This window comes from Microbacterium sp. X-17, assembly GCF_039615055.1.
Genome location: NZ_JBDHNI010000001.1, coordinates 338532 through 364255 on the forward strand (window position 1 = coordinate 338532; position 25724 = coordinate 364255).

The window sequence follows — 25724 nt, forward strand, 5'->3', positions numbered from 1 at the left end:
ATGACCGTCACCGTCACCCCCGTCCGTTTCGAACACCACCGCGACGCCCTCGGCGTCGGCGAAGCCGCACCCCGGCTCAGCTGGATCGTCGAGGACGCACCGATCGGCTGGGCCCAGGTCGGCTATCAGATCGAGGCGGCCTCGGGCGAGGTCGTCTACGTCGCCGGTGGCGAATCGGTGCTCGTCCCGTGGCCGTTCGTTTCGCTCGCTTCGCGCGACGGCGAACGGGTGCGCGTTCGCGTGCAAGGCGAGGACCGGACGGCTTCCGAGTGGTCGGAGTGGGCGGAGGTCGAAGCCGGCTTGCTCAAGCCGGACGACTGGACGGCGAAGCTGATCACCCCGGTCGCCGGTGCCGCTGCGCTCCTCCGGCGAACGGCCGGGCTGCCCTCCAAGCGGGTGCGCCTAGCCCGCCTCTACGCGACGGCGCACGGCCTGTACCAGCTCGAAATCAATGGCCAGCGGGTCGGCGACGACGAGCTCGCACCCGGGTGGACGGCCTACGAATCCCGCCTGCGCTATCAGACCTACGACGTCACCGACCTGATCCGTGGCGGCGAGAACACCATCGGCGCGTGGCTTGGCGACGGCTGGTGGCGCGGCTACCTCGGCTGGGACGGACGCCGCGAGTGGTACGGCACCGAGCTGGGGCTGCTGGCCCAGCTGGAGGTCGAGTACGAAGACGGCGACCGGCAGGTGATCGGGACCGACGCCGCCTGGGAGAGCAGCGCCGGGCCGATCGTCTTTGCGGACCTATACAACGGGGAGCACTTCGACGCCCGGCTTTTCGACCCGAGCTGGTCGAGGCCCGGCAGTCCGTCGGGCGACTGGACGCCAGTGACAGTCTCCGAATTCGACACCGGCCTGCTGGTCGCGCCCGACGGTCCGCCGGTGAAGGTCACCCAGACGGTGCCGGTCGCCGACGTCATCGTCTCGCCGTCCGGGCGGACCATTCTCGACTTCGGGCAGAACCTCGTCGGCCGCCTCCGGATCACTGTGCACGGCGAAGCCGGGGACACCATCGTGCTCCGGCACGCTGAGGTTCTGGAGGCCGGAGAACTCGCGACCGAGCCGTTGCGCGGCGCCAAGGCGACCGACACCTACGTGCTCCGCGGCGGCGGCTCAGAGGGTGACGGTGCTGAGGTGTGGGCGCCGCGATTCACCTTCCACGGCTTCCGGTACGCGGAAGTGACCGGCTGGCCCGGCGACTTCGACCCCTCAGCGGTGGTCGCCGAAGTGCTGCACTCCGACCTGGAACGCACCGGCTGGTTCACGGCATCCGACCCCAAGCTGGACCGGCTGCACCAGAACATCGTCTGGGGGATGCGCGGCAACTTCGTCGACGTTCCCACCGACTGCCCGCAACGGGATGAGCGGCTCGGGTGGACCGGCGACCTCCAGGTCTTCGCGCCGACGGCGGAGTACCTGTTCGACACCGCAGGCTTCCTCACCTCCTGGCTGAAAGACCTGGCCGCGGAGCAGGCTCGCTACGGCGGCACCCCGATGGTCGTCCCTGCCATCACGACCGGGTACACCGGGCCGATGGCAGGCTGGGCCGACGCGGCCACGGTCGTGCCGTGGACCATGTATCAGACGACCGGAGACCTCTACGTCCTCGCCCGGCAGTTCGACTCGATGCTCGCCTGGGTCACCGAAGTGGAGGCGGCGGCCGGCGCCGACCGGATCTGGTCCGCGGGTTTCCAGTTCGGCGACTGGCTCGACCCCTCCGCGCCGGCGGGACGGCCGGAAGCGGCCGCCACCTACCCGGAGATCGTCGCGACCGCGTACTTCGCCCGCTCGGCACGCATCGTCGCCGACGCGGCAGCACTTCTCGAGCACCCGGAGGTGGCGCGACTCCGCGCGCTGGCGGACGAGGTGGCCACCGCCTTCCGCCGCGAATACGTCTCGGAGGCCGGCCGCGTCCTCTCCGACTCGGCCACGGCCTACGCGCTCGCCCTCCAGTTCGACCTCGCCGGGGATGCAGCCGCCGGGGCACGGGCCGCGGACCGGCTCGCCGAAATCGTGCGCTCGAACGGCTTCAAGATCGCGACCGGGTTCGTCGGCACGCCGCTGATCTGCGATGCGCTCTCGGCCAACGGGCACCTCGACACCGCGTACAAGCTTCTGTTCCAAACCGAGGCGCCGTCCTGGCTGTACACCGTCGAGCAGGGTGCGACGACGATCTGGGAGCGGTGGGACTCGCTGCTGCCCGACGGCACCGTCAACCCGTCCGGCATGACCTCGTTCAACCACTACGCGTTCGGCGCGGTCGGCGACTGGCTGCACCGCGTCGTCGCCGGTCTCGCGCCCGCGGCGCCGGGTTACCGGCAGCTTCGCATCGCACCGCAGCCTCCGCGGCGTGGACTCACGTCGGCCTCCGGCCGGCTGAAGACGCCCTACGGCACGGCTGAGAGCGGCTGGGTACTCAGCGACGGCGAACTTCGCCTGGCTGTCCGCATCCCGGTCGGTGTCACCGCGGAGGTGGTGCTCCCCTCCGGCGCCCGGCACTCGGTCGGCCACGGCGAGCACGAGTTCACTGAACCCTTCGAGGTCGACGTGGAGACGCACGTCACCGTGACCGTCGACACCCCGCTCGGCACGCTCGTCGAGAGCGCGGACGCGATGGCCGTCCTCACCGGTGTCATCACCAAGCACGTCCCCGAGGCGGCCGAGCACATGGAGGCGGGGCTCCGCGGCCAGGAAGCCGTCACCCCCCGTCAGATCGCTGCCATGCTCCCCGGCCCGGACGCCGTCCTCGCCGACCTCGAGCGTGGCTTCGCGGCCGTCAGCGCGGGTGAACCCGTGCCGGACGACGTGATCACAGTACCCGAGCCGACCGTGGATGACGGCGCTCTTACCCGTGACGCGGCCCTGCTCACGGGTCGCGACTTCTGGTCCACGCGTGAAGGCGACGGCATCCGCTCGCTCGTGCTGGTCGACGGTCCGCACGGCGTTCGCCGGCAGGCCGGCACGGCCGACAACCTCGGCTTCAACCAGAGCCTCCCGTCCACCTGCTTCCCACCCGGGGTCGGCTTGGGCTCCACCTGGAACCCTGCGCTGGTGCGGGAGGTCGGCGCGGCGCTGGGCCGCGAGGCGCGCGCATTGGATGTCGACGTGCTGCTCGGGCCGGCGATCAACATCAAACGCTCGCCGCTGGGCGGTCGGACCTTCGAGTACTTCTCGGAAGACCCGCGACTCACCGGGATGATCGCCGCCGAGTATGTGCACGGCCTCCAGAGCACCGGCGTCGGCGCATCCCTGAAGCACTTCGCCGTCAACAACCAGGAGACCGAACGGATGCGGGTGGACGCCCAGGTCGACGACCGTGCACTGCGCGAGATCTACCTGCCCGCGTTCGAGCAGGTCGTCACTGAGGCGCAACCGGCGACGGTGATGAGCGCGTACAACGCGATCAACGGGTCGTTCGCCTCCGAGAACGAGTGGCTGCTGACCGAGTTGCTCCGAGACGAGTGGGGCTTCGAGGGGCTCGTCGTCTCCGACTGGGGCGCGATCAAGGACCGGGTCCAGGCGCTGAAGGCCGGCCTCGACCTGGAGATGCCGGGCACGGGCGACGAGGGCACCGAGGCGATCATCGCCGCTGTGCGCGATGGACGTCTCGACCGTTCGGTGGTGGAGCGGAGTGTGGCCCGGCTGGCCCAGCTCGCTGAGCGCACATCGCCCGGTGACGGCGATCACACGTTCGACGCTGACGCCCACCACGACCTGGCCCGCCGAGCCGCCGGCGAGGCGATCGTGCTGCTCCGCAACGAGAACGACACCCTGCCGCTCCGACAGGGCCAGCGTGTCGCTGTGCTCGGGCAGCTCGCCGCAGAGCCGCAATACCAGGGCGGCGGCAGCTCGCACGTGAACCCGAGCCGGCTCGACATCCCGCTGGATGAGCTGCGCGCTCGACTCGGCTCGGAGGTCGTCTTCGCTCCCGGCTACGACCGCACCGCCCCGGAGACGAATGAACGCCTGCGAGAGGAGGCGGTCGCGGCAGCGCGCAATGCCGAGGTCGCGGTCGTCTTCGTCGGCCTCTATGAGGAAGACCAGTCCGAAGGATTCGACCGCACGGGCATCGACCTCCCTGACGCGCACGTCCGCCTCATCCAGGAGGTCGCCGCAACGGCACCCCGCACTGTCGTGGTGCTCTCCAACGGCGGTGTCGTCTCGCTCGAGCCATGGCACGACAGCGTCGACGCGATCGTCGAAGGATGGGCGCTCGGCCAGGCCGTCGGCCACGCGCTGGCCGGCGTGCTCACGGGTGCGATCAGCCCGTCCGGCCGGCTCGCCGAGACCATCCCGCTGCGGCTGGAGGACACCCCCTCGTACCTCTCCTTCCCCGGCGAGAACAAGGTCGTCCGCTACAGCGAGAGCGTGTTCGTCGGCTACCGCTACTACACGACCGTCGGGCGCGAGGTGCGCTATCCCTTCGGGCACGGACTCAGCTATACGACGTTCGAGTCGGCACTGGAGGTGGAGGCGACGGGCGCCGACGGCGCGCTCGCTCGCATCACGGTCACGAACATCGGCGCGGTCGCGGGAGCGCAGGTCGTGCAGTTGTACGTCGCGCCGACAAGCGCTCCGGTTCGGCGCCCCGCGCGTGAGCTTGTCGGCTTCGCCAAGGTACGGCTGGAGCCGGGGGAGTCGACCACAGTCGAGATCCCGCTGACCCGGCGCGCGTTCGCGTTCTGGGACACCCCGCGTGCACGGTGGTGGGTCGCACCCGGCAGCTACGCGATCCAGCTCGGCGAATCGGCCGAGCAGATCGTCGCCGAGCGGCCGATCGACCTCGACGGCGACGTGGACGCGCCCCAGGTGCTCTCACTGGCATCGACCGTCGGCGACTGGTTCGGCCATCCCGTGGTCGGGCCGGCCCTGATGCAAGCGATGATGGCCGGAGCATCGGAGGAGCAGCTCGCCGCGGCCGACGCCAACGGCAACATGCTCAAGATGGTCGAGTCGATGCCGATGGGGCAATTCGCGCGGTTCCCGGGAGTCGAGATCCCGGACGAGGCGCTCGACCAACTGATCGCGCTGAGCGCCGGGGGAGCAGAGTTGAGCGAGGTGGCGTCGTGAGCCGCAGACGGCGTCGCCTGGACGCGCTCGAGCGCGGGCTCCGGATCGACGACGACATCGTCAGTGGCGGCTCCAACCCGATCCGCATCCGGCGCTACACGAATCCGCATGCGCACAAACCCGGCACCCTGGTATGGGCCCACGGCGGCGGCTTCGTTCACGGCGACCTGGAGATGCCCGAATCGCATGCCGTCGCGGCCGCGGTCGCCCAGTCCGGGTTGAGCGTCGTCGCCGTGGATTACTCACTCGTCCCCGCCTGGCCCAAGAACCGGCCGTTTCCCGATGGGTCGCTTTCCGGTGTGCGCTACCCGCGCCCGGCAATCGACCTCGAAGACGTGTTCCGTGACGTGGTCGCGCGGGCTGATGGGGTGGTCGCGCTGGGGGGTGCCAGCGCAGGGGCGTGTCTTGCCGCAACCGTCGCTTTCCGTCTCGTCGGCGCGGGCGCCACGCTCCCGAGCGACCTTGTTGTCGTCTACGGCGGCTTCCACGCGTCTCTGCCCTCTCCCTCTCCTGAGGTTCGCGCCGCGCTGCGCGGGCCGGCGGGATGGTTCAGGTTCCGGCCCGGCACGATCGCCCGGATCAACCGCAACTACGCCGGCTCGGAGGCGGCGATGCACGACGCGTTCCCCGGCGATCAGGCCCTGGCGGGGATGCCGCCGACGCTGATCATCGACGCCGAGCGGGATTCCTTGCGAGCCTCCGGATCGCTCTTCGCCTCCCAGCTGCGTGCAGCGGGCACGGACGTCGGCTACCGCATCGTCCGTGGTGGATTCCACGGCTTCCTCAACGTCCCCGGTACTCGCCGGTTCGCACAAGCGATCGACCTCATTACCGACCGACTCGCAACCCGTGCGGAAGGGGCCCGACTGTGACAGCCACCGATCCGAGAACCCGAGTCCTCCTCACCGGTGCGACGGGCAATTGGGGCCGTGCCGCGCTCCGAGAGTTCCGCGAGCGCGCCGACCGGACGCGGGTCGTCGCCTTCGTCCTCGACACACCGCAGGATCGCGCGGTCCTCGAGGAGTTCGCGGACATGGAGAACCTCGAGATCTTCCGGGGCGACCTGCTGAACCCGGCCGACGTCCAACGCGCCATCCGGGATGTCGACCTGGTTCTCCACGTCGGCGCCGTCGTCTCGCCGCTCGCCGACCAGCACCCCGAGCTCGCGCAGCGCGTGAACATCGGAAGCATGCAGAACCTCATCCGCGCGGTCGCGGCGCTGTCCGACCCCGGATCGGTCGGGGTCGTGGGCATCGGTTCGGTCGCGGAGACCGGCGACCGAACACCCCCGATCCACTGGGGACGTGTCGGCGACCCCATCCGTGTGTCGCAGTTCGACGAGTACGGGCAAACGAAGGTCGTCGCCGAGAAACTGCTGATCGAGTCGAAGCTGCCGAAGTGGGCGTGGTTGCGTCAGACCGGCATCTTCCACCCCGGGATGCTCGCGCTCCGCGACCCGATCATGACCCACTCCACCCTGGGCGGCGTCATGGAGTGGGCGACCGCCGAGGACTCCGCACGGCTGCTCGCCGGCATAGCCGAACGCGACCTGCCCGACGAGTTCTGGGGCGGCATCTACAACATTGGCGGCGGTGAGGAGTGGCGGCTGACGAACTGGCAGCTTCAGACCGCCATCAGCGGCGCTCTCGGCGTCGCCGACGTGCGCGGCTGGTACAACCGCAACTGGTTCGCCACCCAGAACTTCCACGGACACTGGTACACCGACAGCGACAGACTCCACGAGCTCGTCCCGTTCCGGAAAGACACGTTCGATCAGGCGTTCGAGCGCGCTGTCGCGACGCTGCCCAACTCTGTCCGGTCGGCCGGTCGCGTACCGGGGTGGATCGTGAAGCACCTCGTCATGCGACCGCTCACACGGAAGCCGCGCGGCACTATGCACGCCATCGCTCACCATGACGATGCGGCGATCCGCGCTCATTTCGGGTCGCTCGAGGCATGGCAGGCCATCGGCGACTGGACGAGGTTCACCGTGCCTGAACCCTCGCGAGTGCCGTCGTGCCTCGACCACGGCTTCGACGAACGCAAAACGCCCGAGGACTGGGATCGCACCGATTACGTGCACGCTGCCGAGTTCCGCGGCGGCGAACTCGTCTCCCCGGTCGTTCAGGTGGGGCGCCCTCGCGAGCCGCTGATCTGGAGCTGCGCGTTCGGCCACATCTTCGCCGCCAGTCCGTTCCTGCTCCTCATCGGCGGCCATTGGTGCCCGGACTGTACGCGCGACAGCGCCGGCTACGAGCGCCAGGCCGAGCACAACGCTTTCCTCGCCCAGCTGTACTCGTCGCGCACGCCCGCGCGTCGTGACGAAGCGGCTCGACACTGACGGAGGCCGCATTTCCATGTTCAGGCTCGTCATGTCGAACGCAGCGCTGGAGCTGGCAGCAGGATCCCTCGCGGCGGAGGGAACCCGAGCGCTGCGCGCGGCCCCACGAACATCGGTGGGGGTCCCCGCAGTGCGGGGACTGCTCAAGCTTGAAGAGCGACGCTTCAAGAATGCGAGTCGGTGGGCGCCATTCGTTCTAGCGCTCCGTCGCCCGACCTAGGTTCGCGGGCCGATCGCGAAGACGGTTCAGTCCGTCCCCGTACGCTGTTGCCGCTCCTGACTGGCTGGACCAACCCCGCACTTACCCCGCACATTGAAGCAGATCGAGGGCCGCTCTAATGATGCATCTGCGATCGAAATCAGCGGAAAATCAAGCGAATCTCGCCTTACGCGACCCTAGATGTTCTGCAGGAACCTAATCGTGGTGTCGCGAGTTCGATTCCTGGCCTAGTTACAGACCCGTCCAACACTGGGAATTGCAGCTGATGATCAGCCGCGGTTTGGCTTTTGGCGAGGTGATTCGGGCACTGCTGCCAGATGGTTGCGGCCGCCTTGCGGATGTGCGCGTCCGCAAACTGTATGACGCGTGTTAACAATCGCAACCGTTTGTGACGGTGGGGGGTGCGCCTGCACCCGAGGCGGTCCTAACGTCGGCGACGCACCCCTGATCCCGCGTCATCCTCAGCCCGATGTGAAGGAACCAGCATGAAGAGAATCCTCCGGAGCGCAGCCGTCGTCTCCGTCGCCGCACTCACCGTCGCAGGTCTCGCCGCCTGCGCGAGCGAATCCTCGGCCGCTACCGGAGGCTCCTCCGGCAAGAGCCCCGTCTACTTCGGCGTCTCCGCCGCCGTGACCGGTCAGTACGCGCAGTACGGCGAGCAGTTCAAGGAGGCCTTCGACCTTGCCGTCGAGGAGGTCAACGCGAAGGGCGGCATCAACGGTCACCCTGTCTCCCTCAAGTACGAGGACTCGCAGTCCGACCCGAAGCAGTCGGTCGCGGTCGCGCAGAAGTTCGTCGGCGACGACAGCGTCAGCCTCGTGTTCGGCGACTACTCGTCGGCGGCCTCCATCCCGGCCTCGCCGATCTACACGGCGGGCAAGCTGCTGCAGTACGGCTTCAACAACTCGAACCCGGACTTCACCGCCAAGGGCACGCAGTACCAGTGGTCGACCTCCATCACTACCAGCGCCACCTACACGTGGACGGCCGACTACATCAAGAAGCAGGGCATCAAGTCCGTCGGCGTCACCTACCTGAACACCGCCGACTGGGGAATCCCGGCGTTCACCGCGTTCAAGGACGAGGCCAAGAAGATCGGCCTGAAGATCACCGACGCGGAGGGCGTGCTCGACACCTCCGACGACTACCGGCCGTCGCTCACCAAGGCCGTCGCAGGCAAGCCGGAGGCCTTCGTGCACATCGGCTACGGCCCGGACGCCGCGAAACTCGTCACCCAGCTGCGCGCGATCGGCTACGACGGCACCTTCTACGGCGGCCAGGACGAGCAGTCGTTCGACGGCACCAAGGACGCCGAGGGCGCGATCAACGGCGCCGAGTTCCTCGCCACCAATCCGTCGAAGGAGGTGCAGGACTTCGTGAAGGCGTTCAAGAAGAAGTACCCGAACGAGTCCGAGGTCACAGGCTTCGAGGCCGGCGCATACGACGCTCTCCACGTCGCGGTCGCCGCCGCGAAGATCGGCGGCACCACGCGGGAGGGCATCCTCGCGGGGTTCAAGAAGGTCACGGACGTGCCGAGCGTCGTCTACGGGAAGATCACCTTCGACCAGTCGACCCGCCGCGTCGCCTCCCCGCAGCTCACCCCGAGCATCCTCAAGGACGGGAAGTGGGTCGCGTACAACGGCTGAGCCCGTTGAAGCGCACATCATGCTCGACACACTGATCGCCGGCCTGCTCCGAGGGAACGTCTACGCCCTCGGAGCGGTCGGCATCTCCCTCGTCTTCGGCGTCATGAACGTCGTCAACTTCGCCCAGTTCTCCTTCTTCGGGCTGGGCGCGATGCTGTCCTGGTTCTTCGTGGTGAAGCTGGGACTGCCATTCTGGCTGGCGCTCCTGGCAGTGCTCCTCGTCTGCGGCGCGATCGGCCTGCTGATCAACGTGACCGTCGTCCGCCCGCTGGCGAAGTACCTGCCGCTGGCGGCGATGCTCAGCACCTACGCCATCTCGCTGATCCTCGACAACGCATCGCAGGTCGCGTTCACGGCGCAGTTCCGCGTCTTCCCGGAGGTGCTGCCCACCTCCAACTTGCACATCGGGAACATGCGCTTCGGCACCTCCGACGTGGTGATGCTCGGCACGACCGCCGCGGTGATGGTCGTGATGACCGTGTTCCTGAAGTACGGGAAGATCGGGCGGGCCATCCGCGCCACCGCCCAGGACCAGGAAGCCGCCCTGCAGATGGGCATCCCGGTCGGCCAGGTGCAGCACTTGTCGTTCGTGATCGCCTCGGCGCTCGGCGGCCTCGCCGGCGTCTTCATCGCCCTCTACGTGGGCGTCGCGAACCCCAGCTCGGGGCTGGATGTCGGGCTCACATCGTTCGTGGCCGCCACGCTCGGCGGCCTGGGCTCGCTCGTCGGGGCGGTGATCGGCGGCTTCGTTCTCGGCATCCTGGAGGCGTTCGGCATCCACTTCTTCGGCGACACGGCGCGCGAGATCATCGTGTTCGTCATCCTCATCGTCGTGCTGATCGTGAGGCCGGGCGGGTTCTTCGGCAAGGTGCCGCTGATCTCCACGGAACCGCTCACCGGCACGTTCCTCGGCAAGGGCCGGCCGCTGCGGATCCCGCGCTGGGTGTGGCCGCTCGCGTTCGTGGTGCTCGGAATCGCTGTGCCGGTCTTCGGCAACGACTACCTCCTGACCACCGGCACCCAGGTGCTGGTCTACGCGATCATCGCGGCGGGCTTCACGGTGACCGCCGGGCAGGCCGGTGTGCTCGCGCTGGGCCAGGCCGGCCCGATCGCGATCGGCGCGTACGCCTCCGCACTGCTCACGCTGTACGTTCACGTGCCGTTCTGGGTGGCACTGCCGCTGGCCGGCCTCGCCGCGGCGGTGGTGGCGTCGATCCTGGCGTCGCCGATCTGGGGCGTGAAGGGGCACTACGTGTCCATCGCCACGCTCGGACTCGGCATCGCGATCGTCGCCGTCATCCAGCTGATCCTGCCGCAGGGGCTCTACAACATCCCGGTTCCCGAGTGGTTCGGGACGCCGCTGAACACTCCGCAGGCCTACTACTGGATCGACTTCGGCGTGCTCGTGATCACCCTGATCGTGATGTGGCGGCTGCGGAGCTCGCACCTCGGCAAGGTGATCTCGTCGGTCGGCTCCGACGAGGTGGCCGCGCTGTCGTCGGGCGTCCGCGGACGCGACTACAAGGCGCTGGCGTTCGCCGTCTCCGGCTTCTTCGCCGGGATCGGGGGCTCGCTGCTCGCCCACCAGTACACCTACATCGACCCCACCATCTTCACGATGCTGATGTCGCTGCTGGTGGTGACCATCGTGATCCTCGGCGGGATCAACCTCCCCTACGGCGCGGTCGTCGGCTCGATCATCCTGATCGGCGCGATGGAGCTGCTGCGGTTCACCCCGGAGCTGCGCATCATCGTCTACGGCCTGGTGCTGATCCTGGTCGTCCGCTTCCGCCCCGGCGGCATCCTAGTGAGGAACTCATGAGCGCGCACGGAACGAACGGCACGCTGCTGAGCGTCCAGAAGCTGGAACGCCACTTCGACGGGCTCAAGGCCGTCGATGGGATCACCTTCTCCGTGCACCGCGGAGAGGTCGTGTCGATCATCGGCCCGAACGGGTCGGGCAAGACCACGACGCTCAACCTGGTGACCGGCGCGATCCGGCCGAACGGCGGCACCATCACCCTCGACGGCGAGCGGATCGAGCGCGCCGACAGCGCCCGCATCGCCGAGCACGGCGTCGCCCGCACCTTCCAGAACGGGCGGGTGTTCGCGACGCTGTCGGTGGCCGACAACATCGAGGTCGGCCTCCACACCACGCTGCGGGCGCACCGGCCGTTTCGGAGGCTGTCGAACCTGTTCCTGCTGCGCTGGATCCCGCTGCTCGCCGAGCTGTACATCGCCATCGTCGGCACCCCGGCCTCCCGCCGCGAGCGGGCCGCGATCGACGCGGCCGTCGAGTCGGAGATCGACCGGTTCGAGGCCCGGCTCGGCCCGCGCCGCGACGACCCGGCGTACTCGCTGAGCTACGCCAACCGCCGTCGCACCGAGATCGCCCGCGCGCTGGCGCTGGAGCCGAAACTGCTGGTGCTCGACGAGCCGACCGCCGGCATGAACCAGTCCGAGACCGCCGAGGTGCTCGCGCAGCTCCTCGAGCTCAAGTCGGCCGGGCAGAGCATCCTGCTCGTCGAGCACAAGCTCGACCTCGTCATGACGGTGTCCGACCGCGTGATCGTCATGGACGGCGGCCGCATCATTGCGGAGGGACGCCCGGACGAGGTGCGCAGTGACACCGCGGTGGTGGAGGCCTACCTCGGACGCCGCCGAGGACTGGGAGGGGTGGACCTGGCATGACCGACCTGCTGGCACTGGAGGACGTGAACGTCTACTACGGCCCCTTCCACGCTCTGCGCGGCAACTCGCTGACGGTGGGGGAGGGCGAGATCGTCTCGCTGCTCGGCGGCAACGCGAGCGGCAAGTCCACCACGATGAAGACCATCCTGGGGCTCGTGCGGCCGAAGTCGGGCACCGTGCGCTTCGCCGGCGACGACATCACCCACGCCTCCACACGGCACCGGGTCGCCGGCGGGATCGCGTCGGTGCCGGAGGCGCGGCGGGTCTTCCCCGAGATGACGGTGGACGAGAACCTGATCGCAGGTGCGTACACGCGCCGCTCGCGCTCGCGCGCCGACAAGACCGCCATCGCCGAGGACCTCGACCGGATGCGCACGCACTTCCCCCGCCTGGCCGAGCGCCGCAGGCAGCAGGCCGGCACGCTCTCCGGCGGCGAGCAGCAGATGCTCGCGTTCGCGCGCGCCCTGATGAGCCGCCCGAAGCTCGTCTGCATGGACGAGCCGACCATGGGTCTCTCGCCGAAACTCGTCGACCAGGTGCTCGACGAGATCGTGCGCATCAACAGCGAGCTCGGCGTGGCCGTGCTGTTCGTCGAGCAGCAGGCCGAGCTGGCGCTCTCCATCGCCTCCCGGGGCTACGTGCTCGCGACGGGCGCGATCGTGCTGCAGGGCACGGCACGCGAGCTACTGGACGACCCGCAGATCCAGGAGGCCTACTTGGGAAAGGCGGCCCGCGAATGACCGGACCTTCACGCCAACGGCTCGGGTTCTTCACCCGCCTACTCGACGACGGCACGGCACTGCAGCGCTACCGCAATGCGCTCGACCAGTTCGTGCGAGCCGAGGAGGTGGGGCTCGACACGGTCTGGGTCGCCCAGCACCACTTCCACGAGGCGGAGGGCGGCCTCCCGTCGCCGTTCGTGCTACTGGCCCAGGCGGCGGTGCTGACCTCCCGCATCGGGCTCGGCACCGGCATCGTGACGCTGCCCCTGGAGGCGCCCCTGCGGGTGGCGGAGGACGCCGCCGTGCTGCACCTGCTCTCCGGCGGCCGGCTGGAGCTCGGCATCGGCTCCGGCGGCACGCCCTCGTCGTTCCCACCCTTCGGGCACGACCCGGCCGACCGCGCCGCGATCTACGACCGGCACAGGGAGGCGCTGATCGCCGCCCTACGAGGAGACCAGCTGACCTCCGACGGCGGCGTGTTGTACCCGGCCGCGCCCTCGGTGCTCGACGTCGTGTGGGAGGCGACGTTCTCGGCCGAGGGCGCCGCCCGCATCGGCCGCCGCGGCAACGGCCTCATGCTCTCGCGCACCCAGCCCCGCCGGGAGTGGGACGCACCCTCTTCGCCGCAGCTGCAGCAGGCGGTCGTCGACGCCTACCTCACAGCGCTGCCCGACGGCGCCGCGCCGCGCATCCTGGCCTCCCGCTCGGTGCTCGTGGTCGACACGGAGGCGGAGGCGGCCTCGTGGATCCGGCGCGCGATCGACCGCGGGCGTGCATTCGTCGACTCGCAGGGGCTTGCCGTCCCGCAGGGCACGACCGACACGGAACTGCTGGCCTGGCTCGACATACACATCGGCACGCCGGAACAGGTGCTCACCACCCTCGGCGCCGACGCGGTCATCGCGCTGACGACCGACGTGGCGTTCCAGCCGCATCCCGTCGACCCGCCGCACGAGACGGTGCTGCGCTCCATCGAGCTCACCGCGGAGGTCGGGCGCGAACTGCTCGACTGGTCGCCGGCCGCGCCGGCGGTCGCGGTGCGCTGAGTCCTCCTCCTCTGATCCGTCCACCATCGAAAGGACCTCCATGACCACCGACGTCATCGACCACCTGGTCGGCATCCAGCCGGGCGACCCGCTCGACACCCTGCGCGAGCAGCGCCCCAACGCCCGCGCCAACGCGCAGGCCAGCTTCGACGCGCTGCTGCGCTCATCGGAACTGACGGACGTCTCCCAGCGAGAGCGGCTCGCCGTCGCCTACTGGACCGTCGCCCTCTCGAAGTCGCCGACCGCGTCGTACTACCGCGACCTCCTGGCCGCGGAGGACGCGGGACTGCTCGCGGTGCTGGCGGGCGCGCTGCCCGGCGCGCTAACCGAGGGGCCGTGCGGGGACTACCCCGACGGCCCGCTCACCGTCGAGAACGTGGACGGCCTCCACTGGCAGCCGTCGCCCGAGCTGGCCGCCGCCGCCGGCCCGCGCCTCACCGCCGCCCTCGCGCACACCCACCTGCTCGTCTACCGGCCGCGCGATGCCTCGGCCGACGCCCTCCAGGAGCTGCTCGACGCCGGCTGGTCGACCACCGGCATCGTCACCCTGTCGCAGCTCGTCGCGTTCCTCAGCTTCCAGCTCCGCGTGGTCGCGGGGCTCACCGTCCTGAAAGGAGACCTCGCATGAGCGAGACCAGCACCCGCACCGAGATCGAAGCGCCGAACGCCTTCACGCAGGAGCAACTCGGGTGGGAGGCATGGCTCGAGCCGCTGCCCCTGGAGGAGCTGACCGAGCGCCACTACGAAGGCTTGGTCGACAAGGGCCGCGCGAACAGCCCGTACTTCCGGTTGCTCGTCCGCGACCCGGACATCCTCGGCGCGCGCACCCGCACCGACAACGACATCTTCTACAACGAGAAGGGCGGCCTGACCCGCGCGCTGCGCGAACTGTCGGCCACCGCGGCCTCCCGCACCAACGGCTGCATCTTCTGCGCCTCGGTGCATTCGCGCTTCGCCAGTCACCACTCCAAGCGGCAGGACGACGTGCAGCGCCTCCTCGACGAGGGCACCGCCGCGCAGCAGGACGACCCGCAGTGGCGCGCCGTGATCGACGCGTCGGTCGCGCTGACACGCATCCCGGACGAGTTCGGCTCCAGCCATGTGCAGGCGCTGCGCGATGCCGGACTCGACGACCTCGCGATCATCGACGCGATAAACGGCGCCGCCTTCTTCAACTGGGCCAACCGCCTCATGCTCTCGCTGGGCGAGCCGACACCGCCGGCTCAGGGATAGGCAGGGGCGCGGGTTCTTTCGTTTGCCCACGTTTTGCCCACAACCGTACGTGACTCTAAATGATTCAACGTGATCATACGTGACTCAAATCAATCGACTGACCAGCGATTTAATCTGAGTGCCCCGAAAATTCAAGAGCAGGGATCGGGTTCAAATCCCACCGGTACCGCCACGAAAAACCCCCGCGATCCCTGTGTTTACAGGGATGCGGGGGTTTTCCGTGTTACCGCTCGTGCCCTGTGGTAACGCAGCGGTAACAGAACATCTGAGCGATCATGTGAGCAACTGCATGGCCGACGCTGAAGCGGGTGGCGCAGGACGGGTGGTGAGAAGAAGAAGGTTCACGGACGAGGCGGCAGGCCCCTCGGTCGGGCGTAGACAGGCCGTTCTCAGCGGTGATACTTTCTTGCCAATTGCGCGCACGAGCAGCGCCGCGTCACAAGCGCCAGCGCCTCCCGCGCGACTCTCAAGAGGAGGTTGTGAAGTTCGATGAAGAATAGATCCGCAATCCTTGCCGCCGCGCTCGGTATCGCCGCACTCGGCGCCACCGCGTTCAGCGCTCCGACTCCGCCGCCGGTCGCGTCCTCCGCGTCCGTGCAGCCGATGGCGCTGCGCGCACCCGACTCGGCGTTCACCGACGCGACGAGCGCCCAGGGTGCCGTCTCGTGCCAGCGGCCCGCACCCGACAACCGGGTGTCGACCACGCTCCACTGCTACGGACCCGACCAGCTGCGCTCGTTCTACGGCCTCGGTCCGCTCGCGTCGAGCAACGACGGCGCCGGACAGACGATCGTGCTGGTCGACGCGTACGGCACGCCGACGGGAGCGAACGACCTGTCGTTCTTCGCCAGCACCTACGGTGGCCCCACACCCGACTTCAGCGAGGTGTACCCCCTCGGCCAACCCGACTACAAGAACCCCACCGGAAACGGAGTCGGTCAGTCCGGCCCGAACTCGGCCGCGGGCTGGGCCGGTGAGGCGAGTCTCGACATCGAGTGGGCGTACGCCATGGCTCCCAAGGCGCACATCGTGCTCGTCGCCACTCCTCCCGCCGAGACCCAGGGCGTCCAGGGCCTGCCGAACCTCATGAAAGCGATCGACTGGGCTGTCGGAGCGTACCCATCAGGCACCGTGTTCTCGATGTCCTTCGGCACCGACGAGCAGGCGTTCGGGGGAGCCGCGGCCGCGCAGTTCGCGAAGTTCGACCAGACGTTCCAGCGCGGGCAGGCGAAGGGCGACACGTTCTTCTCCTCCGCCGGCGACAACGGATCGACCGGTGTCACCCGGTCGCACCGTCAGACGACGGTCGGCTCGACCCCCGAGGTGAGCTACCCGAACGTCTCGCCGTACGTGACGTCGGTCGGCGGCACGCAGGTGATGTCGGGATGGCAGTGGGCCCCCACCCAGGACATGCCGTTCCTCGCTTCGGGTGCGCGTAACCCGGCTTACTGGTCGTGGACCAGCGGCGGCAGCTCGGAGAACGTCTGGAACGAGAGCTTCGAGGGAATCGGAACGGGTGGCGGCCTCTCGACCGTCTACGCCCGCCCGTCCTACCAGAGCACAGTGTCCGGCGTGGTCGGCGGAAAGCGCGGCGTGCCTGATGTGGCCTTCAACGCGGCGGTGAACGGTGGCGTGCTCACGTACGAGACCTACTTCCCGACGCTCTACGGCGGCCCGCGCTGGGGTGTGTACGGTGGAACCTCTGCTGCGTCACCGCAGTTCGCCGCCATCACCGCGATCGGCAACCAGCAGCGTGCGGCAGCGGGCAAGGGGCCGATCGGATTCCTGAACCCGGTGATCTACGGTGCCTCGTTCGACAAGTCGGCCGCGTTCAACGACATCGTCCCGCACACCTACGGGACGACGCCGAGCGGCGTGCTGCAGAACAACCGCATCTGGGACCTCGGATCCGACGGATTCGTCACGCCCGACCCGGTGCCGGGGTACCCGACGACCTCCGGTTACGACCTGACAACCGGTTGGGGCAGCCCGAACGCTCCCGGATACGTCGGCCAACTGGTGGCGGCGCAGTAGTCCTCTCCCACACGTCCGGCGGTCGTGCCCTTCGCGGCGCGGCCGCCGGATCGTCGTTACGACTCGCCGCGGAGGGCCGCGGGTCGCAGGCCCGCTTTCCCGGGAGCGCCTCTGGGCGGCAGTTCTATTTCTTGTCGGCGGAGTCGCCCTCGGCGGCGGGTGCATCCGCCGCGGCGCCGGAGTCGGCCGCGCTGTCCCCATCCTTGCCCGCCGCCTTGATGTCCGCAGCGGCGGCATCGTCCACAGCCTTCTCGACGATCCGGTCGGCCTTTTCCAGTGCCTTGCGGATCTTGACCTCGCCGGGGTCGGAGACCAGTGAGATGATGCCGGAGTGGCCCGGGGCGATCGCGTCCTCGAGCTCCTTCGCCAGTTCCTTCTTGTGGTGGCGCTCGCGCAGCTTGCCGATGATTCCGCCGCCTGCGCCCACTACCAGCGCGCTGCCGATGATCGACGGCGGGAACAGGACGCCCAGGACCGCGCCGCCGACAGCGCCCCAGGTGAGGCCGTCGCGGGTGCTGTGGTCGGTGGCCTTCTGCACTTCGAGCTTGCCGCCGGCGTCCCGTCTGACGACGACGACCCCGTCGATCTTCACGGTCGCGCCGTCCTCGACCGTCTTGAGCGCTTCGTACGCCTCCATCGCGATGTCGGTGTCCGAGAAATCGGCGGCGATCAGGGTGTAGGCGCCGTCGCTGATGCCCGCTGCCGTCACGCTGACGGCCTCGTCATCCGTGCCGGTCCCGTCGGCGGGAGTGGATGTCGCATCGGTCATGTCGGTCTCCTTCGGGTGGGGTGTCTGCCGTTTCGGGCGAAAGTATAGGAGCGGGCTTCGCTCGCGGCTATGCCGGATCCGGGACCTGTTCGGTGGCCGCCGGACCTGGCAGCCTCCTGGGCGTCCCTCCCGGATCCGGCGCGGGAGGCGTACTGTCGCCGCGGTCGGCTGGCGCTACGCCCGCCGTCTCGATCATCAGTAGGGAAGGGACAATGGCGGGCAGGCACAACGCGCGGGCCGGCGGCCTCAGGCGTGTCGGCGACGTCATCGTCGAACACCCCTACCGGACCGGTGCTGTCGCGACCGCCGCGCTGGTGGCGGCGCTCGTCGTCACCCCACTGGTCACGGCCGATCTGGCGCCGGCGCCTGCCCATTCCGATGCTCACGCGCCTGGTGTGTCCCCTGTCGTCGCTCTGTCCGTGCCGAACGTGATCGGGCTGTCGGAGTCCCGCGCCAGGGATACGTTGCGCGAGCGCGGGTTCTCAGTGGTGTTCCGCACCGCGTCCGGGGAGCCCGCGGCGGGCCGGACGGACGACGTCGTGACTGGCCAGACCCCGGGCGCGGGAGCGCACGCTGCGAGGGGAGCGACGATCGCGCTGACGGTCGCACCGGCGGGATCCACTGTCTCGACGCCTCCTCAGAACGCGGCCGGGACGACCGGCCCTGCAACCGTCTCGGCGCCGGCCGGGTCGGGCGTGACCCCGGCAACGGGCGGAGCCGGGAGCACGGGCGGGACAGGAAACCCGGGCACAGCCGGAAGCGGAGCCGGAGGCGGCGGCGCTGCCGGGAGCGGTGGCGCCGTGCCCGCCCCACCGGCGCCGGTGCCCGCCCCGTCGGCCCCGTCGGCGCCGGCGGCGCCGGCCACCCCGCCGCCGGTCGTCCAGGTGCCGGCGCCGCCCGTGCCGCTTCCGACCCTCCCGATCTCACCGCTCGGCGTCGTCAGCGGCCTCCTGCGCGGAGTCGTCTAGTCGACTTCCTGGTCCGCTGCCCTCCCCGGGGGATCAGCCCTGGCCCTGGTCCCAGAGCCGCCAGCCCGCCTTCGTCTGGCGGTAGCAGAACGACCAGCCTTCGGTCCCGCCCTGGTCGGTGCCGTCGAGGCCGCGGTCGGTGGTGATCGAGTACTCCATGCATTCGCCGTCGTCGCCGGTGCGGCCGAGAAACCGGTACGAGAGCAGCCGCGGACCGTCGCACCATGCGGTCGTGTTGGAGGTGGTGAGGGCGAGGGTCATGCCGCAGTCGTTGTCCTTCGCCGCCTCCATATAGGCCTGCGCCGTCGCGGAAAGCGTGGCGTCGGGGCCCGGGACCGGATGGTGCGGAGTCGGGGCGGGCGAGGGAAGGCTCAACAGCGCGAGCCCGCCGGCGAGCGTTCCGCCGAGGCCGACGACGATCGCGAGGGCGATCAGAGGGGCCTTCCATCGCGACTGCGGCATAGTGCGAACCTAGCTGCTCGATTCCGACTCCGGAATCGGAATAGAGCATCCGCGACGGCTGTTCGCCTCAAAGGCTGCGCCCGACCGCGCAGCCGCAACGTGTCCGCACACCGAAAGGCATGCCTCGATGGATCTGTTCTCCTCTGTTTCGCTCGGCGACCTCCACCTTCCCAACCGCGTCGTGATGGCGCCGCTCACCCGCACGCGTTCGGGTGAGGCCGGCATCCCGGGGCCGCTGGTGGCGGAACACTACGCGCAGCGGGCGAGCGTGGGCCTGATCATCACCGAGGGGACCTACCCGAGCCACGAGTCGCGCGCCTACCCGGGTCAGCCCGGCATCGTCACAGACGAGCAGATCGCCGGCTGGCGCGCCGTCGCCGACGCCGTGCACGCCGAGGGCGGCCGCATCGTCATGCAGCTCATGCACAGCGGCCGCGTCTCGCACCCGCTGATCAACGGGGCGGACCGCGTCGTCGCCCCGAGCGCCGTCGCGATCGACGGGGAGACGCGCACGACGACCGGGAAGGTCGCCTTCCCGGTGCCGCACGCGCTCACCACCGAGGAGCTCGCCACGGTCCGCGACGAGTTCGTCCTGGCCGCGAAGAACGCCATCGCCGCCGGCCTCGACGGGGTGGAGGTGCACGGCGCCAACGGCTACCTGCTGCACCAGTTCCTCTCGCCGGTCTCCAACGTCCGCGACGACCAGTACGGCGGCTCCCCGGAGGCGCGGGCGCGTTTCGTGGTCGAGGTGACCTCCGCGATCGCCGCGGCCGTCGGCGCCGGACGCGTGGGCATCCGGCTGTCGCCGATGCACAACATCCAGGACGTTTTCGAGACAGACCTCGCCGACGCCACCGCCACGTACGAGGCCGTGGTGGACGGGCTCGCGCCGCTCGGCCTCGCCTACGTGAGCGTGCTGCACGGCGACCCCACCGGCCCGCTGGTCCAGGACCTGCGCGAGCGCTTTGGCGGCCCCTTCATCGTCAACAGCGGGTTCGGCTCGGTCACCTCGCGTGACGAGGCGATCGCGCTGGTGGAGGACGCGCACGCGGACGCGGTGGCCGTCGGCCGTCTCGCGATCGCGAACCCCGACCTCGTGGAGCGCTGGAAGGGCGAGCACCCGGAGAACGAGCCCAACGCGGCGACGTTCTACGGGGCGGGCGCCGAGGGGTACACGGACTATCCGCGCCTGAGCGCGTAGCCTTGCCGCGCGGCCGCGCACCCTCCAGGATGTCCGTTGTGGCCGCACCGCGACACCGGCGGCCCGGGAGGGTGCACGGCGCTGATGGGCGCGGACTCGCTGGAGGCGGACGCTCGGGGATGGGCGGGGGACGTGAGCGCGCTCCTGGCCCTCCCGGCGCTGTGGGTGGACCGCGAGCCGCGCGAGATCGCGAACGGGCTGCTGAGCGTCCTCTTCGGTGTGCTGCGGCTCGACAGCGCCTTCGCGCGGTTCGTGGACGCCGGCGGGGACGCGCTCGAAGTGTGGCGGCCGGCCGGGTCGCGTCCTCCGCGCGAGCTGGCGCGGATGCTGCAGCGCGTCGCAGCGCGCGGCGCGGGGATCGTGGTCGCCGGTTCCGAGCCGGGGGAGGTCGCCTCGCGACGCGTGGTCGCCCTGCCGGTGGCCCTGCCGTGGGAGAGCGGTGTGGTGGTCGTCTCGGCCTCCCGGCCGGGCTTCCCGACCGCCGACGAGCGACAGCTCCTGCGCGCCGCGGTCGGCCAGGCGGCGATCGCGATCCACGCGGCGCAGCGACTCGAGCAGGAAGCGGCCGCGAGGCGGGCGGCCGAGGACGCCCTGCTCCACCTGCAGGAGCTCCTGCGCTCGCTCGCAGACCAGGTCGCGCCCGAGCTCGCCGCCCTCGCGCGCACGATCCACGATGCGGGGCTGCCGGACACGACCGCGGTGCGGGACGGCTCGCCCGCCCTCACCGACCGGGAGGCCGAAGTGCTCCGGCTGCTCGCGCAAGGGCTCAGCAACAAGGAGATCGCCGCCGTCCTCTGGCTGAGCGACCGGACCGTCGAGCGGCACATCACCTCGATGTACCGCAAGATCGGGGTGGCGCGGCGGAGCGAGGCCACGGCGTTCGCGCTGCGGCACGGGGTGGTGTGACCGGCGGGCTCAGCCGAAGGTGAAGCAGTAGGCCTCGGCGCCTCCGTCCGGGAAGACCAGTTCGACCAGGCGCGTCGCGATGGGCCCCGGCTGGCGGATGAGCTGGTAGGTGTTCTGCTGGTCGAGGACGCCGTTCCCGGCGGCGTCGATGTCGGTGCCGTGGGCCTCGCCCGGCGGCCTCCCGTCGAGCAGCACGCGGAACGGCACGGCGCCGCGGCCGGCCGCCGGTCCCATGACGAGGTTGACGTCGCGGGCGTGGAAGGCGAAGGAGACACGCCCGTCCGCCCCGCCGGACACCGCGGCGGCGCGGGTCTGCGTCCAGCGGCCGGTGAGGTCCCACTCGTTCAGGGTCAGCCGCGCGCCGCCGGGGTAGACGCTCGACAGGTCGTAGAGGCCGGCGTCCTCCGACACGAAGCCGCTGCTCTGGCCGTAGCCGAGGTAGGTCTCGGGCGAGCGGAGGGTCGGCCAGTCGGCCGCGACCTCCAGGCCGCGCGCGTCCGGCATGATGAGGGAACCGTCGAGGTCCGCACCGGCGTCGCGCAGCAGCTCCTGGAGGACCATCTCGGTCATCGCGTACTCGCCCTCGCCGAAGCGGTGGTAGCGCAGCCGGCCATCCGCGTCCGCGACATACAGGGCGGGCCAGTAGTGGTTGTCGAAGTCGCCCCACACGCCGTAATCGCTGTCCACCGCGACGGGGTACTCGATCCCGAGCTGCCGCACCCGGTCCGTCACGGTCGGGAGGTCGTGCTCGAAGCCGAACTCGGGAGTGTGGACGCCGATCACGGTCAGGCCCGCGCTCGCGTACTTCGCGTGCCACGCCCTCAGGTACGGCGCCGTGCGCAGCCAGTTGACGCAGGTGAACGTCCAGAAGTCGACCAGGACGACGCGCCCCCGGAGACCGGCCGGGGTCAGCGGCGGCGAGTTCAGCCAGGCCGTGGCGCGGGTGAACGGCGCGAGCGCGCCCTCGTCCGGGAGGTGATCCCGGTCGTCGTCGGGCCGGCGGTGCAGGAGCGAGCGGAACGGCCGGCGCTGCCCATCCTCGTCAGACACGGCGCACCCCCTCCCGCTGCCGCCCGGCCTCGCTGGCCATCCGGTCGACGGCGACGACCGCGTCCGCGAACACCTGCGGCGCCTCCTGCGGGAGGTCATGGCCGACGCCGCCGGAGGCGACCCTGTGCTCGTACGGACCGGTGAACCGGTCCCGGTAGGCGGCGGCCTCGGGATGCGGCGCCCCGTTCGCGTCGCCCTCCAGAGTGATCGTGGGCACCCCGATCGGCGGCCGTGCCGCCAGGCGCTCCTCCAGCTCCCCCAGTGCCGGATCGCCGTCCGCCAGCCCCAGCCGCCACCGGTAGTTGTGGATGACGATCGCCACATGGTCGGGGTTCGCGAACGAGGCCGCCGTGCGTGCGAACGTCTCGTCGGAGAACTCCCACTGCGGTGAGGCCGTCCGCCAGATCAGCCGGGTGAAGTCGTCGCGGAAGCGGTCGTAGCCGACCCGGCCGCGCTCGGTCGCGAAGTAGAACTGGTACCACCAGGTGAACTCGGCGGCGGGAGGCAGCGGCTGCGCGTTCGCCGCCTGGCTCCCGACCAGGTACCCGCTGACGGAGACCTGGCCGCGGACGCGCTCCGGCCAGAGCGCGGCGAGCACGTTCGCGGTGCGCGCGCCCCAGTCGAACCCGCCGACGATCGCGTCGGCCACGCCGAGCGCGTCGAGGAACGCCAGCGCGTCCGTCGCGAGCACGGCCTGCTCCCCGTTGCGGGCGCTCTCCGCCGAGAGGAAGCGCGTGCCGCCGTAGCCGCGCAGGTTCGGGACGAGCACGCGGTAACCGGCATCCGCGAGCAGCGCCGCCGACGCGTCGAACGCGTGCAGGTCGTACGGCCAGCCGTGGAGCAGCAGGACGGCCGGGGCGTCCTGCGGACCGGAGTCCGCGTACTCGACCTCCAGTTCGCCGGCCACGATGTGCGCGAGGCCGCCGGGCGTCCCGCTCATCGCAGCGAGCGGAACGTGTCCCGCAGCTCCTGGGAGAACAGCTCGGGCTGCTCCCAGGCCGCGAAGTGTCCGCCCTTCGCGAGCCGGTTGAAGTGGATGAGGTTCGGGTACGCCTGCGTCGCCCAGCTCCGTGGGGCGGCGTAGATCTCGTCCGGGAACACGCTCACCCCGGTCGGCAGTGTGACGCCCTTCGGCGCGAAGAACGCCAGCGTGCTCTCCCAGTACAGCCGCGCCGACGACACCGCCGTGTTGGTCAGCCAGTACAGGCTCACGTTGTCGAGGATGTCGTCCCGCGTGAGGCCCTCGGTGCCGCCTGCGAAGACGCGCGCTATCAGGTCGTAGCTGCGGGCGTCGTGGTCGAGCATCCATGCGGCGAGGCCGACGGGGGAGTCCGCGAGCGCGTACAGCGTCTGCGGGCGGTTGCCCATCTCCTGCGCGTAGGCAAGGCCGTGCGCGTCGAAGAACGCGAGCTGGTCCCAGGCGTTCCGCTCCTCGTCGTCCAGGTCGGCCGGCGGGTCCTCGTGTGCGTCGAGCGCGGCCTGAATGCCGTCCGGGACCGTCGCCGGCATGTTGGTGTGGATGCCGATGAGGCCCTCCGGCTTCAGCAGCGCGAGCTGCTCGGTGACCGCGTTGCCCCAGTCGCCGCCCTGGGCGACGTACCGGTCGTAGCCCAGCCGCCGCATCAGCTCGGCCCACGCGCGGGCGATCTGGATCGGATCCCAGCCCGGCCGGTCGGGCTTGGCCGAGAAGCCGTGCCCCGGCAGCGACGGGATGACCAGGTCGAACGCGTCGTCCGCGCTCGCACCGTACATCGTCGGGTCGGTGAGCGGCCCGACGATCTTGAGCTGCTCGATGACCGAGCCGGGCCAGCCGTGGGTGACGATCATCGGCAGGGCGCCCTCGTGACGCGACCGAACGTGGATGAAGTGGATGTCGAGCCCGTCGATCTCGGTGACGAACTGCGGCAGGCTGTTCAGCCGCGCCTCCACGCCGCGCCAGTCGTGGCCGTCCTTCCAGTACTCCTTGAGGTCGCGCATGACCTGGAGTCGCACGCCCTGGGACGTGTCGTCGACGGTCTCGCGCTCCGGCAGCCGGGTCTCGCGGACGCGGCGCATCATGTCGTCGATGTCGGACTGCGGGATGTCGATGGTGAACGGACGGACGGCGGTGTGCTCGTCGTCGTGGCCGGTGCGTGCGGGGTGTTCGCTGATGGACATGTGGTCCTCCTGTCTGGTGGGACGGCGACGGTGAACGGACGTCGCCGCCCCCGACCTTTCCGTATCGGCGGCGCCGCGGCTTCGGGGGCTTCCCTCAACCTCCGCGAGGCGGAGGGGATGATTTGAGGGAAACCCCCAACCGCGGCGCCGGTGGTGTCCGCCTCAGCGGCGCTCGCCCTCCCCGGCCCCGCCGAGGAAGTCGATGAGGAGGCCGTTCACGCGGTCCGCCTCGTCGTGGTGCACCCAGTGCGACGCGTTCTCCAGCCGCTCGACGGCCACGAGGTTCGGCACGTCCTCCGCGTGCGGCTCGGCCAGGCCGGAGCCCAGGAAGCGGTCCTGCTCTCCCCAGATGACGAGCGTCGGCGCGGTGACGGTGAGCACCTTCTGCTTCGACCCCAGCCGCACGGCCGCGCGGTAGTAGTCGATCATCCCGGTGGCCGCACCCTCCTGCGACCAGGCTTCCCGGTAGCGGTCCAGCTCGTCCGCGGTGTAGGCCGGCTGGGCGTCGCGGAAGAACCGGGCGAAGAAGGCCCAGTCGTCCTTGGCGGCATGGCGCTCCGGGGTCCCCATGAGCTGGAAGTAGAAGAAGTACCAGCTCCGCTCCAGCTGGCGGGGGCTCTTCAGGCCCTCGTTCAGCTTGCGCGGGTGCGCGGCGTTGAGGATGACCAGGCGCTCGACGACCTCCGGGGAGTTCATCGCCAGGGTCCAGGCGATCGAGCCGCCCCAGTCGTGCCCGACGACCGCCGCTGTCCCGGCGCCGAGCGCACGGATCAGCGCCGCGATGTCGGCCGCCGGCTTGTCGGCGGTGTAATCGGTGAAGTCCGTCGGCTTCGACGACAGGTTGTAGCCGCGGAGGTCGGGCGCGACGACGCGGTAGCCCGCCTGGACGAGCGGCGCGATCTGGTCGCGCCAGCCGTACCAGAACTCGGGGAAGCCGTGCAGCAGCACGACGAGCGGGCCGGTGCCGGCCTCCACGTAGTGCAGGGTCACGCCGTCGCCGACCTCGGCGAAGCCGTCCCGGAGGTCGACCCCGATCCCGAAGGCGGAGCGGGCGGTGGTGTTCGTGGTGGTGTTCATGATCGAATCCCCTTTCCAGAGATCTCGTTTTCGATGACGGCAATGCTCGTCGCGGTCGCCGCCCGTCGCGCCCGGGAGACCCCCGGGTCCGTGCCCGGGCCGCTCCCTTGCCAGCGCCCTCCGCA

General features: G+C 70.1%; 20 protein-coding genes. 14 read left to right on the forward strand and 6 right to left on the reverse strand.

Annotated features, from left to right (window positions below; genetic code table 11):
• The 11 genes from ABCS02_RS01570 (at nt 1) to ABCS02_RS01620 (ending at nt 17009) form a co-directional block, all read left to right on the forward strand.
• Complete coding sequence (locus tag ABCS02_RS01570) at nt 1-5076, forward strand: family 78 glycoside hydrolase catalytic domain (protein ID WP_345833854.1); 5076 nt, start codon at nt 1-3, stop codon at nt 5074-5076.
• Nucleotides 5073-5948, forward strand: a complete 876-nt coding sequence (locus tag ABCS02_RS01575; RefSeq protein WP_345833855.1) for an alpha/beta hydrolase fold domain-containing protein — start codon at nt 5073-5075, stop codon at nt 5946-5948. Before ABCS02_RS01570 ends, ABCS02_RS01575 begins: the two co-directional genes overlap by 4 nt.
• The gene (locus tag ABCS02_RS01580; protein ID WP_345833856.1) at nt 5945-7417 is read left to right on the forward strand and encodes an NAD(P)-dependent oxidoreductase; all 1473 of its coding nucleotides are present in this window, start codon (nt 5945-5947) and stop codon (nt 7415-7417) included. Before ABCS02_RS01575 ends, ABCS02_RS01580 begins: the two co-directional genes overlap by 4 nt.
• 705 nt (nt 7418-8122) lie before the next feature.
• The gene (locus tag ABCS02_RS01585; RefSeq protein ID WP_345833857.1) at nt 8123-9283 is read left to right on the forward strand and encodes an ABC transporter substrate-binding protein; all 1161 of its coding nucleotides are present in this window, start codon (nt 8123-8125) and stop codon (nt 9281-9283) included.
• Between the two features lie 19 nt (nt 9284-9302).
• Nucleotides 9303-11105 carry an ABC transporter permease gene (locus ABCS02_RS01590; protein ID WP_345833858.1) on the forward strand — a complete coding sequence of 601 codons (1803 nt, stop codon included), beginning with the start codon at nt 9303-9305 and terminating at the stop codon, nt 11103-11105.
• Entirely contained in the window at nt 11102-11974 is an 873-nt protein-coding gene (locus tag ABCS02_RS01595; RefSeq protein WP_345833859.1) for an ABC transporter ATP-binding protein, read from the forward strand. Before ABCS02_RS01590 ends, ABCS02_RS01595 begins: the two co-directional genes overlap by 4 nt.
• A 5-nt stretch (nt 11975-11979) precedes the next feature.
• Nucleotides 11980-12714, forward strand: a complete 735-nt coding sequence (locus tag ABCS02_RS01600; protein ID WP_345835157.1) for an ABC transporter ATP-binding protein — start codon at nt 11980-11982, stop codon at nt 12712-12714.
• Entirely contained in the window at nt 12711-13742 is a 1032-nt protein-coding gene (locus ABCS02_RS01605; RefSeq protein ID WP_345833860.1) for a putative FMN-dependent luciferase-like monooxygenase, read from the forward strand. The genes ABCS02_RS01600 and ABCS02_RS01605 overlap by 4 nt, the downstream gene beginning before the upstream one ends.
• A gap of 40 nt (nt 13743-13782) precedes the next feature.
• Nucleotides 13783-14370 carry a CMD domain protein gene (locus ABCS02_RS01610; RefSeq protein WP_345833861.1) on the forward strand — a complete coding sequence of 196 codons (588 nt, stop codon included), beginning with the start codon at nt 13783-13785 and terminating at the stop codon, nt 14368-14370.
• Nucleotides 14367-14975, forward strand: coding sequence for an alkylhydroperoxidase domain protein (locus ABCS02_RS01615; RefSeq protein ID WP_345833862.1), 609 nt, complete (start codon nt 14367-14369; stop codon nt 14973-14975). Before ABCS02_RS01610 ends, ABCS02_RS01615 begins: the two co-directional genes overlap by 4 nt.
• Before the next feature lie 489 nt (nt 14976-15464).
• Complete coding sequence (locus tag ABCS02_RS01620; protein ID WP_345833863.1) at nt 15465-17009, forward strand: S53 family peptidase; 1545 nt, start codon at nt 15465-15467, stop codon at nt 17007-17009.
• Nucleotides 17010-17133: 124 nt separating this feature from the next.
• On the opposite strand, the gene ABCS02_RS01625 is transcribed toward ABCS02_RS01620, so the two are convergent.
• Nucleotides 17134-17778 (reverse strand): DUF1269 domain-containing protein, encoded by a 645-nt coding sequence (locus ABCS02_RS01625; protein WP_345833864.1) that lies wholly within the window; start codon nt 17776-17778, stop codon nt 17134-17136.
• A gap of 212 nt (nt 17779-17990) precedes the next feature.
• On the opposite strand from ABCS02_RS01625, the gene ABCS02_RS01630 reads away from it, so the two are divergent.
• Nucleotides 17991-18746 carry a PASTA domain-containing protein gene (locus ABCS02_RS01630; protein WP_345833865.1) on the forward strand — a complete coding sequence of 252 codons (756 nt, stop codon included), beginning with the start codon at nt 17991-17993 and terminating at the stop codon, nt 18744-18746.
• A 33-nt stretch (nt 18747-18779) separates the two neighbouring features.
• Here ABCS02_RS01630 and ABCS02_RS01635 read toward each other — a convergent pair whose 3' ends face one another.
• The gene (locus ABCS02_RS01635) at nt 18780-19208 is read right to left on the reverse strand and encodes a hypothetical protein (RefSeq protein ID WP_345833866.1); all 429 of its coding nucleotides are present in this window, start codon (nt 19206-19208) and stop codon (nt 18780-18782) included.
• A 127-nt stretch (nt 19209-19335) separates the two neighbouring features.
• On the opposite strand from ABCS02_RS01635, the gene ABCS02_RS01640 reads away from it, so the two are divergent.
• Nucleotides 19336-20409 (forward strand): alkene reductase, encoded by a 1074-nt coding sequence (locus ABCS02_RS01640; protein WP_345833867.1) that lies wholly within the window; start codon nt 19336-19338, stop codon nt 20407-20409.
• An 84-nt stretch (nt 20410-20493) separates the two neighbouring features.
• Nucleotides 20494-21315: a helix-turn-helix transcriptional regulator gene (locus ABCS02_RS01645; RefSeq protein WP_345833868.1), complete on the forward strand. Its 822-nt coding sequence runs from the start codon at nt 20494-20496 to the stop codon at nt 21313-21315.
• 9 nt (nt 21316-21324) lie between these two features.
• Here the strand turns inward: ABCS02_RS01645 and ABCS02_RS01650 are convergent, their stop codons facing one another.
• The 4 genes from ABCS02_RS01650 to ABCS02_RS01665 all read right to left on the reverse strand — a co-directional run bounded on the left by ABCS02_RS01650 (nt 21325) and on the right by ABCS02_RS01665 (nt 25599).
• Nucleotides 21325-22365, reverse strand: a complete 1041-nt coding sequence (locus ABCS02_RS01650) for a redoxin domain-containing protein (protein WP_345833869.1) — start codon at nt 22363-22365, stop codon at nt 21325-21327.
• A complete protein-coding gene (locus tag ABCS02_RS01655) occupies nt 22358-23305 on the reverse strand; it encodes an alpha/beta hydrolase (protein ID WP_345833870.1) in 948 nt (315 codons plus the stop codon). Before ABCS02_RS01655 ends, ABCS02_RS01650 begins: the two co-directional genes overlap by 8 nt.
• Nucleotides 23302-24522 carry an epoxide hydrolase family protein gene (locus ABCS02_RS01660; protein WP_345833871.1) on the reverse strand — a complete coding sequence of 407 codons (1221 nt, stop codon included), beginning with the start codon at nt 24520-24522 and terminating at the stop codon, nt 23302-23304. Before ABCS02_RS01660 ends, ABCS02_RS01655 begins: the two co-directional genes overlap by 4 nt.
• A 162-nt stretch (nt 24523-24684) precedes the next feature.
• Entirely contained in the window at nt 24685-25599 is a 915-nt protein-coding gene (locus ABCS02_RS01665) for an alpha/beta hydrolase (RefSeq protein WP_345833872.1), read from the reverse strand.
• Nucleotides 25600-25724 lie beyond the last annotated feature (125 nt).

Excerpts from the sequence above, each read along its gene's own strand:
- ABCS02_RS01605 (WP_345833860.1), top strand. The coding sequence starts at position 12,711 with ATGACCGGACCTTCACGCCAACGGCTCGGGTTCTTCACCCGCCTACTC.
- ABCS02_RS01665 (WP_345833872.1), bottom strand. The coding sequence starts at position 25,599 with ATGAACACCACCACGAACACCACCGCCCGCTCCGCCTTCGGGATCGGG.
- ABCS02_RS01625 (WP_345833864.1), bottom strand. The coding sequence starts at position 17,778 with ATGACCGATGCGACATCCACTCCCGCCGACGGGACCGGCACGGATGAC.
- ABCS02_RS01640 (WP_345833867.1), top strand. The coding sequence starts at position 19,336 with ATGGATCTGTTCTCCTCTGTTTCGCTCGGCGACCTCCACCTTCCCAAC.
- ABCS02_RS01585 (WP_345833857.1), top strand. The coding sequence starts at position 8,123 with ATGAAGAGAATCCTCCGGAGCGCAGCCGTCGTCTCCGTCGCCGCACTC.
- ABCS02_RS01655 (WP_345833870.1), bottom strand. The coding sequence starts at position 23,305 with ATGAGCGGGACGCCCGGCGGCCTCGCGCACATCGTGGCCGGCGAACTG.
- ABCS02_RS01645 (WP_345833868.1), top strand. The coding sequence starts at position 20,494 with ATGGGCGCGGACTCGCTGGAGGCGGACGCTCGGGGATGGGCGGGGGAC.
- ABCS02_RS01595 (WP_345833859.1), top strand. The coding sequence starts at position 11,102 with ATGAGCGCGCACGGAACGAACGGCACGCTGCTGAGCGTCCAGAAGCTG.
- ABCS02_RS01635 (WP_345833866.1), bottom strand. The coding sequence starts at position 19,208 with ATGCCGCAGTCGCGATGGAAGGCCCCTCTGATCGCCCTCGCGATCGTC.
- ABCS02_RS01610 (WP_345833861.1), top strand. The coding sequence starts at position 13,783 with ATGACCACCGACGTCATCGACCACCTGGTCGGCATCCAGCCGGGCGAC.
- ABCS02_RS01630 (WP_345833865.1), top strand. The coding sequence starts at position 17,991 with ATGGCGGGCAGGCACAACGCGCGGGCCGGCGGCCTCAGGCGTGTCGGC.
- ABCS02_RS01660 (WP_345833871.1), bottom strand. The coding sequence starts at position 24,522 with ATGTCCATCAGCGAACACCCCGCACGCACCGGCCACGACGACGAGCAC.
- ABCS02_RS01615 (WP_345833862.1), top strand. The coding sequence starts at position 14,367 with ATGAGCGAGACCAGCACCCGCACCGAGATCGAAGCGCCGAACGCCTTC.
- ABCS02_RS01620 (WP_345833863.1), top strand. The coding sequence starts at position 15,465 with ATGAAGAATAGATCCGCAATCCTTGCCGCCGCGCTCGGTATCGCCGCA.
- ABCS02_RS01590 (WP_345833858.1), top strand. The coding sequence starts at position 9,303 with ATGCTCGACACACTGATCGCCGGCCTGCTCCGAGGGAACGTCTACGCC.
- ABCS02_RS01570 (WP_345833854.1), top strand. The coding sequence starts at position 1 with ATGACCGTCACCGTCACCCCCGTCCGTTTCGAACACCACCGCGACGCC.